This is a genomic window from Wolbachia endosymbiont of Frankliniella intonsa, assembly GCF_029856955.1.
In the GTDB taxonomy this organism is placed as follows: Bacteria; Pseudomonadota; Alphaproteobacteria; order Rickettsiales; family Anaplasmataceae; genus Wolbachia.
Window position 1 is genome coordinate 369,982 of sequence record NZ_CP097148.1, and the last position, 16,518, is coordinate 386,499.

At 34.5% G+C, this 16,518-nt stretch carries 13 protein-coding genes and 2 pseudogenes; 5 read left to right on the forward strand and 10 right to left on the reverse strand.

The features are described from left to right. Window positions 1-23 precede the first annotated feature (23 nt). From M3L71_RS02170 to M3L71_RS02180, 3 genes are all read left to right on the forward strand, one after another. Complete coding sequence (locus tag M3L71_RS02170) at window positions 24-461, forward strand: ankyrin repeat domain-containing protein (protein ID WP_280144098.1); 438 nt, start codon at window positions 24-26, stop codon at window positions 459-461. Between the two features lie 63 nt (window positions 462-524). Next, the gene (locus M3L71_RS02175; RefSeq protein WP_280143199.1) at window positions 525-929 is read left to right on the forward strand and encodes an IS630 transposase-related protein; all 405 of its coding nucleotides are present in this window, start codon (window positions 525-527) and stop codon (window positions 927-929) included. Beyond that, window positions 922-1,422, forward strand: coding sequence for an IS630 family transposase (locus M3L71_RS02180; protein ID WP_280144099.1), 501 nt, complete (start codon window positions 922-924; stop codon window positions 1,420-1,422). The genes M3L71_RS02175 and M3L71_RS02180 overlap by 8 nt, the downstream gene beginning before the upstream one ends. 65 nt (window positions 1,423-1,487) lie before the next feature. Here the strand turns inward: M3L71_RS02180 and M3L71_RS02185 are convergent. Beyond that, window positions 1,488-2,494: pseudogene (locus tag M3L71_RS02185) on the reverse strand (IS630 family transposase). Window positions 2,495-2,572: 78 nt separating this feature from the next. Here M3L71_RS02185 and M3L71_RS02190 point away from each other — a divergent pair. Beyond that, window positions 2,573-3,226 (forward strand): annotated as a pseudogene (locus M3L71_RS02190) (IS630 family transposase); the annotation flags it as partial. Window positions 3,227-3,309: 83 nt separating this feature from the next. On the opposite strand, the gene M3L71_RS02195 reads toward M3L71_RS02190, so the two are convergent. From M3L71_RS02195 to M3L71_RS02230, 8 genes are all read right to left on the reverse strand, one after another. Continuing rightward, complete coding sequence (locus tag M3L71_RS02195; RefSeq protein ID WP_349292726.1) at window positions 3,310-3,720, reverse strand: transposase; 411 nt, start codon at window positions 3,718-3,720, stop codon at window positions 3,310-3,312. Further along, window positions 3,645-4,022: an IS630 transposase-related protein gene (locus tag M3L71_RS02200; protein ID WP_280143348.1), complete on the reverse strand. Its 378-nt coding sequence runs from the start codon at window positions 4,020-4,022 to the stop codon at window positions 3,645-3,647. The genes M3L71_RS02195 and M3L71_RS02200 overlap by 76 nt, the downstream gene beginning before the upstream one ends. 198 nt (window positions 4,023-4,220) lie before the next feature. Then, complete coding sequence (locus M3L71_RS02205) at window positions 4,221-7,130, reverse strand: hypothetical protein (protein WP_280143855.1); 2,910 nt, start codon at window positions 7,128-7,130, stop codon at window positions 4,221-4,223. After that, window positions 7,111-9,465 (reverse strand): VirB4 family type IV secretion/conjugal transfer ATPase, encoded by a 2,355-nt coding sequence (locus M3L71_RS02210; RefSeq protein WP_280143856.1) that lies wholly within the window; start codon window positions 9,463-9,465, stop codon window positions 7,111-7,113. The genes M3L71_RS02205 and M3L71_RS02210 overlap by 20 nt, the downstream gene beginning before the upstream one ends. A gap of 55 nt (window positions 9,466-9,520) precedes the next feature. Continuing rightward, the gene (locus M3L71_RS02215; RefSeq protein ID WP_280143857.1) at window positions 9,521-9,886 is read right to left on the reverse strand and encodes a hypothetical protein; all 366 of its coding nucleotides are present in this window, start codon (window positions 9,884-9,886) and stop codon (window positions 9,521-9,523) included. 104 nt (window positions 9,887-9,990) lie between these two features. Then, the gene (locus M3L71_RS02220) at window positions 9,991-11,367 is read right to left on the reverse strand and encodes a DUF350 domain-containing protein (protein ID WP_410543488.1); all 1,377 of its coding nucleotides are present in this window, start codon (window positions 11,365-11,367) and stop codon (window positions 9,991-9,993) included. Window positions 11,368-11,484: 117 nt separating this feature from the next. After that, window positions 11,485-12,480, reverse strand: coding sequence for an NAD(P)H-dependent flavin oxidoreductase (locus M3L71_RS02225; RefSeq protein WP_280143858.1), 996 nt, complete (start codon window positions 12,478-12,480; stop codon window positions 11,485-11,487). 5 nt (window positions 12,481-12,485) lie between these two features. Continuing rightward, complete coding sequence (locus tag M3L71_RS02230; RefSeq protein WP_280143859.1) at window positions 12,486-13,007, reverse strand: cytochrome b; 522 nt, start codon at window positions 13,005-13,007, stop codon at window positions 12,486-12,488. 265 nt (window positions 13,008-13,272) lie between these two features. On the opposite strand from M3L71_RS02230, the gene M3L71_RS02235 reads away from it, so the two are divergent. Next, on the forward strand, window positions 13,273-14,445 hold the full coding sequence (locus M3L71_RS02235; RefSeq protein ID WP_280143860.1) for an NADH-quinone oxidoreductase subunit D: 1,173 nt from the start codon (window positions 13,273-13,275) through the stop codon (window positions 14,443-14,445). Between the two features lie 18 nt (window positions 14,446-14,463). Here the strand turns inward: M3L71_RS02235 and recJ are convergent, their stop codons facing one another. Then, complete coding sequence (gene recJ, locus M3L71_RS02240) at window positions 14,464-16,200, reverse strand: single-stranded-DNA-specific exonuclease RecJ (RefSeq protein ID WP_280143861.1); 1,737 nt, start codon at window positions 16,198-16,200, stop codon at window positions 14,464-14,466. Window positions 16,201-16,518 lie beyond the last annotated feature (318 nt).

The following is a 16,518-nucleotide window of genomic DNA, read 5'->3' on the forward strand; positions in this document are numbered from 1 at the left end:
ATGGGCATGAAGCAGTAGTCAAGTTGCTTCTTGATAATGGTCCTAAGGTCAATGGCTGTAATGTCGATAGAGATCCTTTAAGTGTAGCTATCAAGAATGGCCATAAGAAAATAGTTGAGTTATTACTTAGTATAGAAGGAATAAATGTCAATATTGGCGATAAGATTGGCAATACACCTCTACATATAGCAGCTATAACAGGCCGCAAAGAAATAGCAAGATTACTATTAGCAAAAGGAGCTGATGCTAATATTAAAAACCTTTCAGGAGATACTCCTTTACAAATAGCTGAGATAATTGAAAACTCTACAGTTTTTATGCTTGAAAAGGATACAAATTCAGTACTTCTTGTGAAAAAAGGAGTTAAGGAGCTTTTGTCACAACATGTGAAGAACAACAAACCTAGCTCATCAGTAGATAAAATTGACGTATCTGTTCAGCAGAGTAGCAAAATAAGATAGATGAGAAAACTATAGTATTTCCCAAAGCAAATGATAAAGGTATAACAAAGTATTTGAGTTATAATGGCATATAGTGTGGATTTAAGGGAAAAGGCAGTATTGATGATAGAAAAAGGGAAGACAAAGGTTGAGATAGCAGAGCTCATGGAGATAGGAATAGCAACTCTGTACCGCTGGTTAAAAAAGAAAGCTGATGGTGAAAGCTTAAAGCCATCTAAAAACGGTAGCTTTATTCGAAAAATAGACCCAAAAATACTCGAAGAATATGTTACAAAGAATCCAGATCATACTCTGGCAGAGATGAAACAAAATCTTGGATTTGGAATAAATTCAATTTGGTATAGACTAAAACAGCTAAAAATTACTTTAAAAAAGTCACACTATATCAAGAGCGCAATCAAGAAGATAGGCAGCAATTTATTGATAAAATCTCAAAATAGAACATTCCAGCATCTTATATATAGATGAAGCAGGAGTTGATAATAAGTTATACCGAGAATATGGACGTGCTCCAAGAGGAAAGAAAATTTATGCAGATATTCCAGGGAGAACTCGAGAGAGAATCAGTATAGTAGCCGGGTGGATTGGAATGAGATTTATTGCACCAATGACTTTCAAAGGTGGGTGTGAAAAAGAGGTATTCAATATATTGTTGGAGAAGATGTTATTACCTAAATTGCCACTTGGCACAACCATAGTTATGGATAATGCTACATTTCATAAGACCACTAAAACAAAATCATTAATAGAGTCTTTTGGCTTTCATGTGCTGTATCTTCCAACATATTCACCAGATTTGAATCCCATAGAACACTGTTGGCATACCATCAAAAGCCGCCTCAGACCTCTAATGTATAAATGTACAGACTTACAACTTTTGGTTGGTAATACCATAATGGAAATTTATCCATTCATTTTAGAAAATACTATAGCTAATCACTTCAATTTCAACTTTTTCTAAAGTATCACAATTATGCTTTTGAGTAGCACGTTCAAATCCTACTTTAGTTGTAATACCAAAATCCATTACTGACGGAACAAATAAGAAACATTACAAACTCGTTTAATAGTAGTACTGGAAATATTGACAATAAAATTACACAAAACATCTTCAAGTAAACCTATGGTATCGTAGATACTATTGCGTAAAGTATTGTATTTGATATATTGCCACAACCTTTCAACAGGATTCAGTTCCGGTGAATAAGGAGGCAAGTATATGATGGTAATGTTTTCCTGAATTTTCAAACTTTTTGATCTATGCCAACTTGCACAATCCATTACAAGAAAGGCTTCTTTCGTGCCTAAATCTTTCGACATCTGCTCCAGAAATATATTCATACAATCAGTGTTTACATATGGAGCAAGTAGGCTAATTTTCTTACCACTTCTTGGATTTACCGCACTTTAGATATAGAAATTTTGTCTACCAATTTTCATTTTAACCTGCGTTCTGACCCCTTTTTAAACCATCCGTGTCCGATTTTTGAATGAGTCCCAAATCGTGATTCATCAAAAAAAACACCTCCCTTTTAGGGTGGAAATTGACTATTTTATTGAAGTATCTTTTAAACTCTTCTTGCTTGTTTTTATCTTGTTTATGGTCCATTGGCCTCGGTGTTATGTAAGAAAATTTCATCCTTTGTATCTCACGGTGCACTGTTGATTTGCTGATGTTTAGGGCAAATTCCTCTGAGATTTTTATTTGTACTTCCTTAATAGTAATATTTGGATTTCTTTCTACCCATATTTCAATTTGCTCACGTTGATTTTTGTTTAATTTGCTTTTTCTTCTCCGCTGAAACGGGGCAAATAATTTTTCTACTCTACCAAATTTTAGATGCTTTATCCATTCAGTCAAAGCAGTCCTTGAAATTTTACATATTCTTGCCACAGCGCTTATACTACTTTCTTTTCCTGCTATCACCGCTTGTAACTTTTTTGAAACATATGCGTTATTTCTTACCTTTTTTTAACATTTCTTTCGCTAAATTTACAACTCTTTCGTCTAATAGTTTTGACCTTAATGCCATTTATACCTCGCTATTTCACTTACTCTAGTATGACTTTTTCCCCATTATTCTCTATCTGTTCTTTCTATAGCGGGAATTGGTATAAACATCAGCAAATCAACAGTGCACCGTGAGATACAAAGGATGAAATTTTCTTACATAACACCGAGGCCAATGCACCATAAACAAGATAAAAACAAGCAAGAAGAGTTTAAAAGATACTTCAATAAAATAGTCAATTTCCACCCTAAAAGGGAGGTGTTTTTTTTTGATGAATCACGATTTGGGACTCATTCAAAAATCGGACACGGATGGTTTAAAAAAGGGGTCAGAACGCAGGTTAAAATGAAAATTGGTAGACAAAATTTCTATATCTAAAGTGCGGTAAATCCAAGAAGTGGTAAGAAAATTAGCCTACTTGCTCCATATGTAAACACTGATTGTATGAATATATTTCTGGAGCAGATGTCGAAAGATTTAGGCACGAAAGAAGCCTTTCTTGTAATGGATTGTGCAAGTTGGCATAGATCAAAAAGTTTGAAAATTCAGGAAAACATTACCATCATATACTTGCCTCCTTATTCACCGGAACTGAATCCTGTTGAAAGGTTGTGGCAATATATCAAATACAATACTTTACGCAATAGTATCTACGATACCATAGGTTTACTTGAAGATGTTTTGTGTAATTTTATTGTCATACCAATAATCGTTATTGGCAAGACAAATGAGGTAGGTTATAAATTTGCTTAACTCCCTAATTATAGGCAAAAAGAGCTCCTTTTCATGTGTTTTATTACTAATGGGAATTGGTATCAATATTTCCAGTACTACTATTAAACGAGTTTGTAATGTTTCTTATTTGTTCCGTCAGTAATGGTTTTGGTCTTATGAAATGTAGCATTATCCATAACTATGGTTGTGCCAAGTGGCAATTTAGGTAATAACATCTTCTCCAACAATATATTGAATACCTCTTTTTCACACCCACCTTTGAAAGTCATTGGTGCAATAAATCTCATTCCAATCCACCCGGCTACTATACTGATTCTCTCTCGAGTTCTCCCTGGAATATCTGCATAAATTTTCTTTCCTCTTGGAGCACGTCCATATTCTCGGTATAACTTATTATCAACTCCTGCTTCATCTATATATAAGATGCTGGAATGTTCTATTTTTGAGATTTTATCAATAAATTGCTGCCTATCTTCTTGATTGCGCTCTTGATATAGTGTGACTTTTTTAATGTAATTTTTAGCTGTTTTAGTCTATACCAAATTGAATTTATTCCAAATCCAAGATTTTGTTTCATCTCTGCCAGAGTATGATCTGGATTCTTTGTAACATATTCTTCGAGTATTTTTGGGTCTATTTTTCGAATAAAGCTACCGTTTTTAGATGGCTTTAAGCTTTCACCAGCAGCTTTCTTTTTTAACCAGCGGTACAGAGTTGCTATTCCTATCTCCATGAGCTCTGCTATCTCAACCTTTGTCTTCCCTTTTTCTATCATCAATACTGCCTTTTCCCTTAAATCCACACTATATGCCATTATAACTCAAATACTTTATTATACCTTTATCATTTGCTTTGGGAAATACTATAGAAAGAAATGGGTGTCACGCACTGGGATGACATTATGGGAACTGAGATACAAGAAAAGAAACACTGGTTTGACATGCATCTGAACAGATACTCTCAGTGATGTAAATTCAACTTTACCCCATTTGCAACCATCAGGGTCCTTTGACTATAATCCTAACAATTCTTTTCTAATTTCTTCTTTAATTGTATCAATAATCTTTTTATCAAGTTTATTTATTAAGGAATCATCAATACCTGTGATGTCATCTGGATTTTGTATCATTTTTTCAATAGCATCATCTATTTTTTTTACTCTTTCTTTATTAATTTCATCAAATATAGGTTTAATTTTCACATAACCAGGAGCGCCCTTGCTGTAATTTTTGCTGCTTTCGTTGATGCAACCGCCAGCACCATATGTTTTATTCACGTAGTTTTTACTACATTTTGTTACATCTTTATACCCAATCTCACCATTTTCTATATATGCTATTTTATTATCTTTACTAGAGTTTAGCTTGTCCCCTTTCTTAATTTCTTCTTTTAATTTTAAACTTTGTTCATGAATTATTGTATCTTTGTAATCCCTTCCCCCATAGGTTCTGTATGTACCTCCGCCTGCAACAGTAATTAAATCTTTACAAATTGTTTCTGAAGAGTCTCTGCACATTTTTATTAAAGTTGGTCCCCCATCCTTGTTAGATTCATCATCTTCTTGTCCACCACCTCCTTCTGTCACTTTTGCTTTAATATAGGGATAACTAGGGTTGACTCTCAGTTTAGCTTTAATGTAATCACCTGGCATTCCTAGTCTACTTACAGTAGAACGAGCTTTATCAGCTATATGACCAGCTTCACCACCTCCCCATGCTTCTATTTCAACGTAATCATACATTGACAGATCATCTGTATAGCCATCTCCAAGCTCATAAAGTTTTTGATCCCTGTCTTCAATAATCTTCTTCTTATGTTTCAATTGTGCTATTATTATTTCACGCAATCTCTTTTTTAAACCATCTAAATCGAATCTGCATAATTTATCAGCAAAAAAGACTTCTGTTCTATTTGCTTTAATCGGTTGATTTTTTAATTGTGTGCACTTTTCTATTTCACCTTTCTCGTTTTTTACTGTTTTACCATCCTTATCCTTGCAATCCACTTCCTCATATCTTAAGTAAAATAGTTTATCATTCTTATCTACATACTGTGTTGAGCGACTACATACTCCATCAAAGCAGAGGCAACCATCATCACCGTGATTACAGTTTTTTTCTTCATACTTTCCATCTGTTAACTCATATACTATTTTGCATTTGTCACAATTTTGTTTTGTATCTACCTCTTTATCCTCTTTTGCCATGCAATTGTCTCTAGGCTTATTTTCTTCAGGAATAGAAATATATCCTTTCTTATTGAATATTATTTTATTCATTGCATCTTGTGGCTTTGCTAAAACATCAACTAATTCAATAATTCCCCCTTTTTTGCAAGGAAAATAATAAGATTGATTTGATTCTTTCGAGTAAACAGTATTGTGTTTAGCATAGCTTGCTCTCATTGACTTCAGTGATATTAGCTCACTTCCTTTTTCAAGAACGAATTCCTCCGGTTCTGGCTGCCAACCAGAAAGGCATAGCATTTTACTTTTAGGATTTTCTTTATATTTTATTTCTACTTTTGGATATCCTGAGCCATCTAGTTTGCACTTACCATTCTGAAGCTCTTTACATTCTGCTTCGATATCGGGAACATACCCATATTTTTCTAGAACTTCAAATTGCGAATTATTTTTTAATATACCTTCTATTACGCTATCGATGTCGCTTTTACTGTTACTGCTATCAGTTGTTTTTGCCACTATTGCTGGCTTTACTACTTTTAAAGGTAGATGGCCAACATATGTAGGAGAATTTTTATTAACATAAAAAGTACAGATGCCATTACTGTGAGTTCCACGTGCGTCATAAGTACAAACGTTCTCACTCATCTTCATTTTTACTTTTAGCGTATTTTCGCCTTTACCCTCATTAGGCTTTGGTATACTCACTTCTTCAATCTTTGGAGCAGGTGGCGCTGGGAAGCAGCGAGCAGGAAATTGTAATTTTCTTTCGGACTCTTCTTCCTCAGTACCATAGTATTCAGCGCAGAGCTGACCTTTTTTTCTATAGGTTTTGAGATAATGGATAGTATCTTTAATAGTAAATGGATAAATCGGAGTATTCTCACTATTTGAAAAACCGCGCGGAAAAGGTAGCTCCCTTCTTTCTTTCAGCTCACCAATAATGACTCCAACTCTTGGATGGAAATAATCATTTTCTTCATTTGTTATAGGAACAATTCTAACTTGTGGTGGTGACATCGCAAGTTGTTCACAAAATGGAGGTGGGCCAGGTGCAAGTGGTACAGGCACACATTGTACTTTGGTTTGATAGCAGGTATCGCAAACATTTTCCATATTCCCTGGACGGAAAATATTTTCCCCTGAAAATACTCTAGAGCCCCATGAAGAAATTCCTGACATACAAGCCCCCTTTTGACTACAAGCGCATATTTTAGGGGCATTAACAAATTTTACTTTTTCTTCATCATTAACACCATCTGCCCATTCCCATTCAAGGAGTTTCGCAATTCCTTCTTTGATTTCTTTACTGTTATCTGTCTTAATTGTTCCATCAGCTAACATTTTATCTCCTTCCCAATCGATAAAAGCTGCTGCAGAAACTCCAGCACCTGTGGCTTGTGTGCCATATATTTTGTGGCAAGATGTTCCGCTGGATAATATATAACAGTTGTCTTTCCCTTCGTAATTGCAGACCTTAATCTTTGGATCGAAGTAACCTTCTGGTCCCTGATTATTTACTGCTGTAACTTTAATAAATTGCAATAATTTTTTGTCAAAGTCTAAATCGCTCCACTTGCCTTTAAAAAAATTTGCAATACCTTTTCCTGTTTTATTTCCTACAACCTCAAGTTCAGTATTGCTCTTTACAAAATACGGACAATCAGCATATCCTTGATAAGAAAGACAAAATATCAAGGAGAATATCAATAAAAAATTAAGCTTTACATTTTTCATAGAACGCCGGTAACCACTTACTCACTTTTTCGCCTTTTTCCTTTATTGCTTCATACATATACTTTATAGTCTCTTTATTAGCTGAAAGTACATGTATTTCTTTCATATTCTTCAAATCTAGATTTAAAGTTACTAAACCTTTGTATTGCTTTATCAAAAATAAACCTTCCTGTGTTGGTGTTTGCAAAATGACATTCAGTTCCTCTTTCGACAGAGAAAATGCTTTCATGTATAACCTGTTTGCATTTATGTTCGGCATCAGGATTCTCGTATCGACATGCTTATCTAAATATTGAGTAAACTTGCTAGCAAATGCTAGGTTTAAGTTTTCAGTACTTAGAATTACTACAACATTTAACTTTGTCATTCTTTGCATCCAGTCGTCAAACTCTCCCTCTGTAGGAAAAATATTACTTATCTCCCATGCTTCATCCAAAACAAGTATTGCAGGTGAGCCATCACATTTTGCTTCGAAAGAGTATAAGAAATAGTAAAGTATCACGGACATACATTCTTTTTGCTTAGTGAGATTTGCAGTATTGAGGGATATAGTTTTTGTTCCCCAGTCAATATCTGACTCATCACCATCTTGGAATAAGTAAGCAAATTCACCTTCACCACACCATTTACTTATTTTGCCTCCAAGAAGTAAAAGCACTTCAGAAATTTGAGAAATAGATCGCGATTCTCTTGGTATAGCAAATATAGAATCTACAATTTTTTTTGTCTTTTCTTCTATGTCTACCAAACTTGCATCTGCAACCATCCTTTTGATCAATTCAACAAGCATATTGCGATTAGAAGCACTATCTTCAATGTTCAGTGGGTTAAATTTTAGACTTTTATCTTTATATTTTGGATCAATTATGTAATATTGCCCGCTTACTGCTTTAGTAAATATTATTGATTTTCCAGTATTATCCAATATAACAATCCTAGGGTTAAATTTTCTTGATTCCGAAAGTAAGAAATTGATCAGTGAGGTTCTACCTGAATTTGGAGCTCCAAGTATTGTGGTATGACCATTATTTTTCTTTCCATGAAAGTTAAAAAAGTAAGGACTGCCTTTTTTTGAAAAAAAAACTGTTACTGCTTCTTTCCATCTTCCTCCTTTTAACGTACCTGATGTAAAATCATGCAACATAGCAAAGCTGCAAGCATATTTTTCTAATATATTTTTTGGTTGTGTAACAAAAGCAAAGTTTCCAGGAAGCTGCGCCCAAAAATGATTTTCCATGTGCAGATCAGTTCTAAACATCATCAACCCGATTAACGACATTACAGAGGATAAATCGCTGATATTTTTAGCTAACCTATTCTTATCATCTGCAAAGATTGTAACAATAATTTTCTGTTGACAAAAATCCATAGCAGAAATTTTTTCAAGCTCTATTATTTCATTTATTCCTGAGTTTTGAAGTAAGGTATTGTCCTCACTGATTTGCAGTATATTAATTTGTTTTTTGAATTCTTTTACTGCTTTATTATTACTAGTAAATATTATTATTTCTGTGATGATAAGCTCAGAGTCAAGTTGCAAACACCTATCTATATTTTCTAAGGGGATTTCTCCATATTCCTTTATGCAAAAAATAGAACCAAACTTCTGTTGACCTTCAAACGATGTTTGAAATTTATTGAAACCAAAAGCTACTTTTAGGTTTTTCACATGCTGCGATAGATCCCTTTCACATATTGGATAATCTTTGTGCGTTAATGTAATAATGTAATGGAGAAATTCCATCATTTGAGAATATATTTTGCCTTCACTAGATCTAAGGCCCAGTTTTTTAGCTCCAAAAGGTTCTAAATCTTTTTGAATAAGGTCAGTTATTTTTTGTAATTCTTGATGATTTTTTTGTAAAAATAACTTGTGCCTATTCTTTATCCTGCCAAAAAAAAATGCATTATTAATATGTTTGCCAAAATCACTAAGTAACACCACAATGTATAACTCATTTATATACTGTAGTTTACTATCAACTAGTTTATTAAAACACGTTGAGTGTAGCTGATCGGAAAAGTCTGCAGTTTTATTCCACTGTAAGCTCAGTTTATTGCGCTTACGGACAGTGTGAATCCAAACTGTAAAATATAAACTCTGGATATTTTTTGATATACTTTTTCTAATTTCAGTTCTAAGATCACCATAGTTATCAACTGAAGAATAGTCTTCTAACTTGATTATTTTTAACAATTCCCCCTGTTTTGTTAGTATAGTTTCTTCATCGTAGTGGCAAGCATAAGGGATAAAATCTAAATTAATACTTTCTAGTAACGCTAAATTGTTCTTTTTTTCAGAATTAGAGCTAGTGGCCGGTACTTTTGGTTGCATACAACATTATGTGTATTCAATAAAAAGATAATTAAAAAAACATAAAAATACTATCTTAATTTTTATCTTTTTTTTCGCTGTCGGGCTGTAATTTTACATCTTTTGCAAAGTTGAATTTTTCTTTCAAGTAATCTGTTGCTTTTTCTGTACTCCCAAACATCATGATCAGTACACCAAACAGTATCATGAAGAAAATTAGACCTCTGAACACTACTGCAAGTATCACTGTAGCTATACATAACCCTATAATTGTCGAAGGATTCATATTTTCCATAGTATCTTTAACTGAAAATGAAGAAATAAGTTCTTTCAACGTTCCTGGTATATTTTTCAATTCATCACTTGCTTTGCTAGAACATGACATGAAGATAAAACTTAACAGGGCTACAATAGCAAAAACTCTACCCAATTGAATACGCATCAGCTAAATACCTTTAAGATACTCCTCAAATGTAACAATTTTTACATCAATAGGCAAGAACCGAATTCACTTACTCACCATAAGTAACTCATATTTAACTTTTATCACCGTGTTAGCTCTTTATTATCAACAAGAGGACTCACACTAATGGATGTCAATTTACTTGACAGAATATTTGAACAAAATTCAGCAGCAGCTGCCGTAGCAAACACTGCAGCCACCACAAACAGTCCTGCTCCTACTAATCCTGATGTCATTGCTCCTGCAAAAATGCACCCTATTGCTAAGAGAGCAGAACTTGTTACAAGTGCGACGTGAAGATTTTTGTTTTTACTATTATTTTCATAATTATTGGATTGCATTGTATCTTTTACCTTACTGCATGTCACTGAGATCACACAATGAGGCCCTTCTTCAGTCTTCTTATAATGTTTAGAAGGGGATCTTCTTCCGCTTGGGCCTTTGGGCCTTGTTTTGTTCGGATGTGCTAATTTTGTTTTTCCTTCATCTTCTAGTTGCAAACTATTATCTTCCTCAGCAGGGTTTAATTTTAAGTGTACACTTTCCTCAGATGAAATGCTTGTTACTGAAGTTAAGCTGTTCCTTCTGCTACTTGATGCCAAGCTAGATGAATTTATTCGACTATCTAAATCACTACTACTACTGAGTTTAGAAGTATTTGCACCACTTGGCACTTCTACAGCATTCACAGTTATATTAGGCTTTTCATTTTTTAAATCTTTACTATCAATCGAAAGATCAGATTGACTATTCAATTGTGATTTTGTGATCTTCTTTCTTGCTTGCGGTTGTTTTGATGTAAGAATTGTTGAAGCATCATAACTATCTAAACTTCTCAAGGAATTATATGTTCCAGAGATTCCTTTTCCACTTACACCCTTAGCTAAAGAATCCTTTTCCAGAGGATTAATACCTGAATTTTTGGGAATTTCAACTTCACCAGAAAGAATTTGTTTGTTAAATAGTTCCATAGTATTATTTTGTCTATTTGCTTGATTACTTCTAAGACTTTTCTGATTTTGAATAGTGCTACTAGAATGATCTTTGTCACTACTTTTATTAGTAATCCCTGTAATCTCTAAAATTATTTCTAATATTTTTTCTCTTCTTGTTGGTGATCTTTGTGATGATTTTTCTTCATTGTTAAGTACTGAAGATTTCATTAATTCCTCTGACTCTATCACTTTTGTTTTCAATGCTGGAAGGAAGTTGTCAATATAATATTTATAATATTCTTCTTGTTTTCTCAATGACTTTTCTAATTCAATTAATACGTTGGGATCAGCTCCTTTGTTAAACAACTCTATGCATTTTGCGATAGTTCCATCTCCCTTTTTTAGATTTTCATGATTATGTGTTTTTTTTGTGACCTTTTTGTATATAGCATTGTACAATTGTTGATTAATATCTTCACTCTTCTGATGTTTTGCAAAACGACTTAGCATAACATTTCTCCACACATAACAAAATGTATGAATACCTCTTTAGCGTTAATTTTACATTAAAAATGGGCAGTTATGCCTTATTGAGGATAATTATAGCAATTTGCTAACTATTTTCTTTGCTGATTGCTGATTTTACATTTCAACATAATTGCTTGCCTGTTGAACTAACATATCTATCACTTCTTTTACAGGCTTTTCTCTATCAACCATGCCAACACTTTGACCGGCCATTAAAGATCCTGTTTCAACATCTCCATCAATTACTGCCCTTCTTAAGGCTCCAGCCCAGAACTTTTCTATTTCAAGCTGCCCATTTTCTTTTGAGATTTCTCCATTTTGATATTTATCAATAATGTCTCTTTGATGCTCCATAAAATCGTCACTTGCTTTGTTGGCTATAGCTCTTACTGGAATTACAGGGAAATCAGCACTAATCTGCACAGAAGATACAGCATTACGCGCAGCTGATTTGATGAATGCTTCTTTAAAATTTTTGTGGGCAATTGACTCATTTGTGCAGACAAATAATGTACCTATTTGACAGCCACTTGCTCCCATTTCTAGATAGTTCACTATCATTTCGCCTCTTCCTATTCCACCTGCGACAAACACTGGTATTTGTTCATTTTTAAAATGAGGCAATATCTCTTGTGCGAGAACGGAAGTGCTAACTGGACCTATGTGCCCACCTGCTTCCATTCCTTCTATTATTAACGCATCTACTCCCATTTTTACTAACCTTTTCGCGAGGCTTAATGCTGGTGCAAAACACATAACTTCAATGCACGCACTCTTGATTTTTTCTATATTAGGCTTCGTTGGTAGTCCACCGGCAAGCACTATATGGCTTACTTTCGTTTCAATGCACACATCTATCAACTCACTCAACTTTGGGTGCATAGTAATTAGATTTACACCAAATGGTTTGTTAGTTAATTTCTGTGTCTCTATGATTTCTTTTTTCAGTAAGTCTGGAAACATTGCACCGCAAGCAATCACGCCAAATCCACCAGCATTTGAGATTGCTGAAACCAAATTTCTCTCTGAAACCCAGCTCATAGCGCCACCCATTATGGCAAACTCACTACCGAGAAAATTTGTTCCTTTTTTCCAGAGGGTACTTAACATATAACCTATATCATACGTTTAAAAATGTTTTGTTTATCTATAAATGTGTGTTTTAAAGCACCAATTATATGCAAGGCTATAAAGAGTATCATAAAATATGCAAGTATCGAGTGTAACTGATTAGCTGCACTAGCTAGATCTGCATTATGGTTAATTAATAAAGGGATATGAAAAAAATATTTGATCTCTTTGCTAGAAGCAGAAGACATGACATAACCAGATAGTGGCATTAGCACCATCAAAGCATATAAACCAAAGTGTATCGTTTTGCTCGCATTGATTACAAATCGAGAAAAATTGGCTGTTAATGGCGGAACATAAGTAAAGACGCGAAAAAATATACGTACTATAATTAATCCAAGAACGGTGATACCACAAGCCTTATGAACACCGTATATGCTGAATTTAATTTCACTGCTAATCGGCAAATTTTTCATGTATAGTCCAGAACAAAGCATGCCAATAATAAAAGCAGACATTAACCAATGAATGATCCTTAAACCCAAACTATATTTATTGTCTTTCATTAATTTTGATTACTCTAAAGTAGAATTTATATAGTAGAAAAACTATTTCTCAATCAAAATTATCTATACATAATTTCGCTGCCTTGATCAACATAAGTGCAATAATTGTATGTGACACATAAACATTGTCTATCAGATCATGAAGAAGTGGTGAAGTTTTTGAGAGTTTTTCTATTGTAACGATGAGTTATAGCTTGTACAAGAAGCCTATTGACTTTAAGCACATTTTACCCTATACAATTCCAATACCTCAAGCTACAAAAGCATGCCTGATCTAAAGACAATGATGCTAAATTTTGGTCCTCAGCACCCAGCTGCACATGGGGTGCTACGACTTGTTTTAGAGATGGATGGTGAAGTGATCGAGAGAGCAGACCCCCATATTGGGCTTTTGCACCGTGGCACTGAAAAATTGATAGAACATAAAACATATCTTCAAGCTCTGCCTTATTTTGACCGCCTTGATTATGTGTCGCCAATGTCACAAGAGCATGCATATTCGTTGTGTGTAGAGAAATTGTTGCAATGTGAAATTACAATTAGAGCAAAATATTTGCGTGTTTTGTTTTGTGAGCTGACAAGAATACTAAATCATTTACTAAATATCTCTTCTCAAGCACTTGATGTTGGGGCGATGACTCCTCTTTTATGGCTCTTTGAAGAGAGAGAAAAAATACTCGAGTTCTATGAAAGGGCCTCAGGTGCAAGATTTCACGCAGCTTATATAAGGCCAGGTGGACTTGCAGCAGATATCCCAGAAGGTTTGATTGAAGATATTGCAAAATTTATAGAGCAATTTCCAAAGTATATAGATGATGTTGATGAACTTTTAACGGAAAATAGGATATGGAAGCAACGCACTGTAGGAATTAGTGAAATATCAATAAAACAGGCGCTTGATTGGGGCTTTAGTGGACCAATGCTCCGTGCTGCTGGACTTGCTTGGGACTTGCGAAAAAGCCAGCCATATGAGATATATGATCATTTAGATTTTGATATACCTATCGGCCAAAATGGTGACTGTTATGATCGTTATTTAGTAAGAATGGCAGAGATTAGGCAGTCTGTTAGCTTGGTGAAGCAATGCATAGAGAAAATGCCTGAAGGGCCAATAAAAACTGAAGATAGAAAAATTTCTCCACCGCCAAGAGCAGAAATGAAAGAATCCATGGAGGCTATGATTCATCATTTTAAGCTTTATTCAGAAGGATATCATGTGCCAGAAGGTGAGGCTTATGTGGCTGTTGAAGCACCAAAAGGCGAGTTTGGAGTATATATAGTTTCAGATGGTACCAATAGACCTTATAGATGTCGAATAAGAGCACCTGGCTTTGCGCATTTACAGGCCTTAGATTTCATGGCAAAAGGACACATGCTTGCTGACATTGCAGCAATTATCGGTTCACTCGACATAGTCTTTGGTGAGATTGATAGGTAATTATTGTAAAATAGTAACTCAACTAATGGTCAATACATCCTCTATTAAAAACTGCACAAATTCATTGCCATTCCAGTAATTCATAGAGATTTTACCCAAAATGGCTTTAACATTACCCTGCATAATAGCAGAGCCAAGCTCAGTATTTGCACAGCGAAACGCAATAGCTTTGACCATAACATTATCGTCAGCAATAAAACATTTTATATGGTCAACTCCTATAACTTCCGGCTTTCTTATCTTTGCTCCTTGAATGATTAATCTCGGTTCAGGATTGCCAGCTCCAAATGGCTCTAAGCGCTGCAGTTGATTCCAAAGGGATAAGTTTATTGCTTTAGCTGTTACTATACCATCAGCTTTTATGATTTTGTCATTTGTAGAGTTTGCAAATCTTTCAGTAAAGAAATCATGTAGATCACTTATTTTATCTTCCTTAATCGAAAATCCTGCTGCCATACTGTGACCACCACCTTCAATGATTAGGTTGGTAAATTTTGCAGAAAGAACCGCAGCACCAATATCTACCCCAGAAATTGATCTGCAGCTTGCTTTTCCTATTCCATTATTTAAAGATATTACTATCGTTGGTAAGTGAAATTGCTCCTTTAGTCTTGATGCAATGATACCAATTATTCCCTGGTGCCAATTACCACTTACCATTATAAAATTTACACCTAAGTGGGCAAAATTTTCCGCTTGTGTTGTGGCTTCCAAAATAGCCTCATTTTCTAGCATTTTTCTTGCATTATTCAAATCTATTAGTTTTAGCGCGATTGAATGTGCATCATCATCATCGGTGGAAAGCAACCTTGCACCGAGCGATGCTTCTCCAATTCTTCCTCCGGCATTTATGCACGGTCCAATGCTAAACCCTAATCGTGAAACACTTGGTTTTTCAAGGATTCCCAAAGCGTCAAACAAAACACGTAAGCCAACATTTTTTCTTGCTGACATAACTTTTAATCCTTGTAAAACAAAAGCCCTATTTAGGCCTGTAATCTGCATAACATCGCAAACAGTTCCAAGAGCAACCAAATCCAGTAGATCAAATAAATCTGGTTCTTTTTTGTTGGTAAAAAATCCTTGCTCACGTAGGCTTCTATTAAGAGCAACAATTAGCAGAAATGACACTCCAACTGCTGCAAGATTAGTATAAGGAGAGCTCTCATCAAGGCGGTTGGGATTAACAACTGCTACAGCACTTGGTAATTTTTCTGTTCCAAGGTGATGGTCGACAACTATAATATCAAGTCCAAAGACTTTTGCATCTTCTATTGGTTGATATGCAAGCGTACCGCAATCAACAGAAATACATAAATCAATACCATTCTTTTTAAGTTGTAATAAAGCATCTGTGTTCAATCCATAGCCCTCATCAACACGATCTGGAATATAGATTATAGAGTGTGTCCCAATCGCTCTTAGGTACCTATTAATCAATGCTGATGACGTTGCACCATCAACATCGTAATCACCAAATATTGCAATATTCTCATTATTGTTTATTGCTTTTATTATGTGAGAAACAGCTTTATCCATATCAAGGAGGTGAAAGGGATCTGGTAATAGCGATCTGATTAGTGGGTGTAAGAAGTCATGTGCATTTTCTATGTTAACACCACGAGCAACTAATATTCTTGCTAATATTTCTGGCAACTCAAATCTCTGTATAAGAGTAAAAATCTCCCTTTGATCTGCTTCTTGTAACTTCCACAGTGCATTTGTTATGCTGCATTTTTCAATATCAAGTAGCATATTTTTTGTAAATAAAACTACTTTACCAGAACTTTTACGCTTGTTCTATAATTGTGTTAGACTTCTTTGTAACCTAAAGAAAGATATAGGAGAGTGTCACTCGAAAGGAATCACATTTATTTTGACAAAGAGCATCTGTAAAATCTGATACTTCTTCTTGCATAACATGCTCTTTAATTAGTATTATATCTATATTGGCATATAAGTGTGAATATTATATTAGTGTAATTACTTTTTGGTATACATGACAAATTTATGCCTGGAAACAGTTTTTGGTTACTCAAACCTTTTCTACCTTTATTTCATATTCTTTAAAGT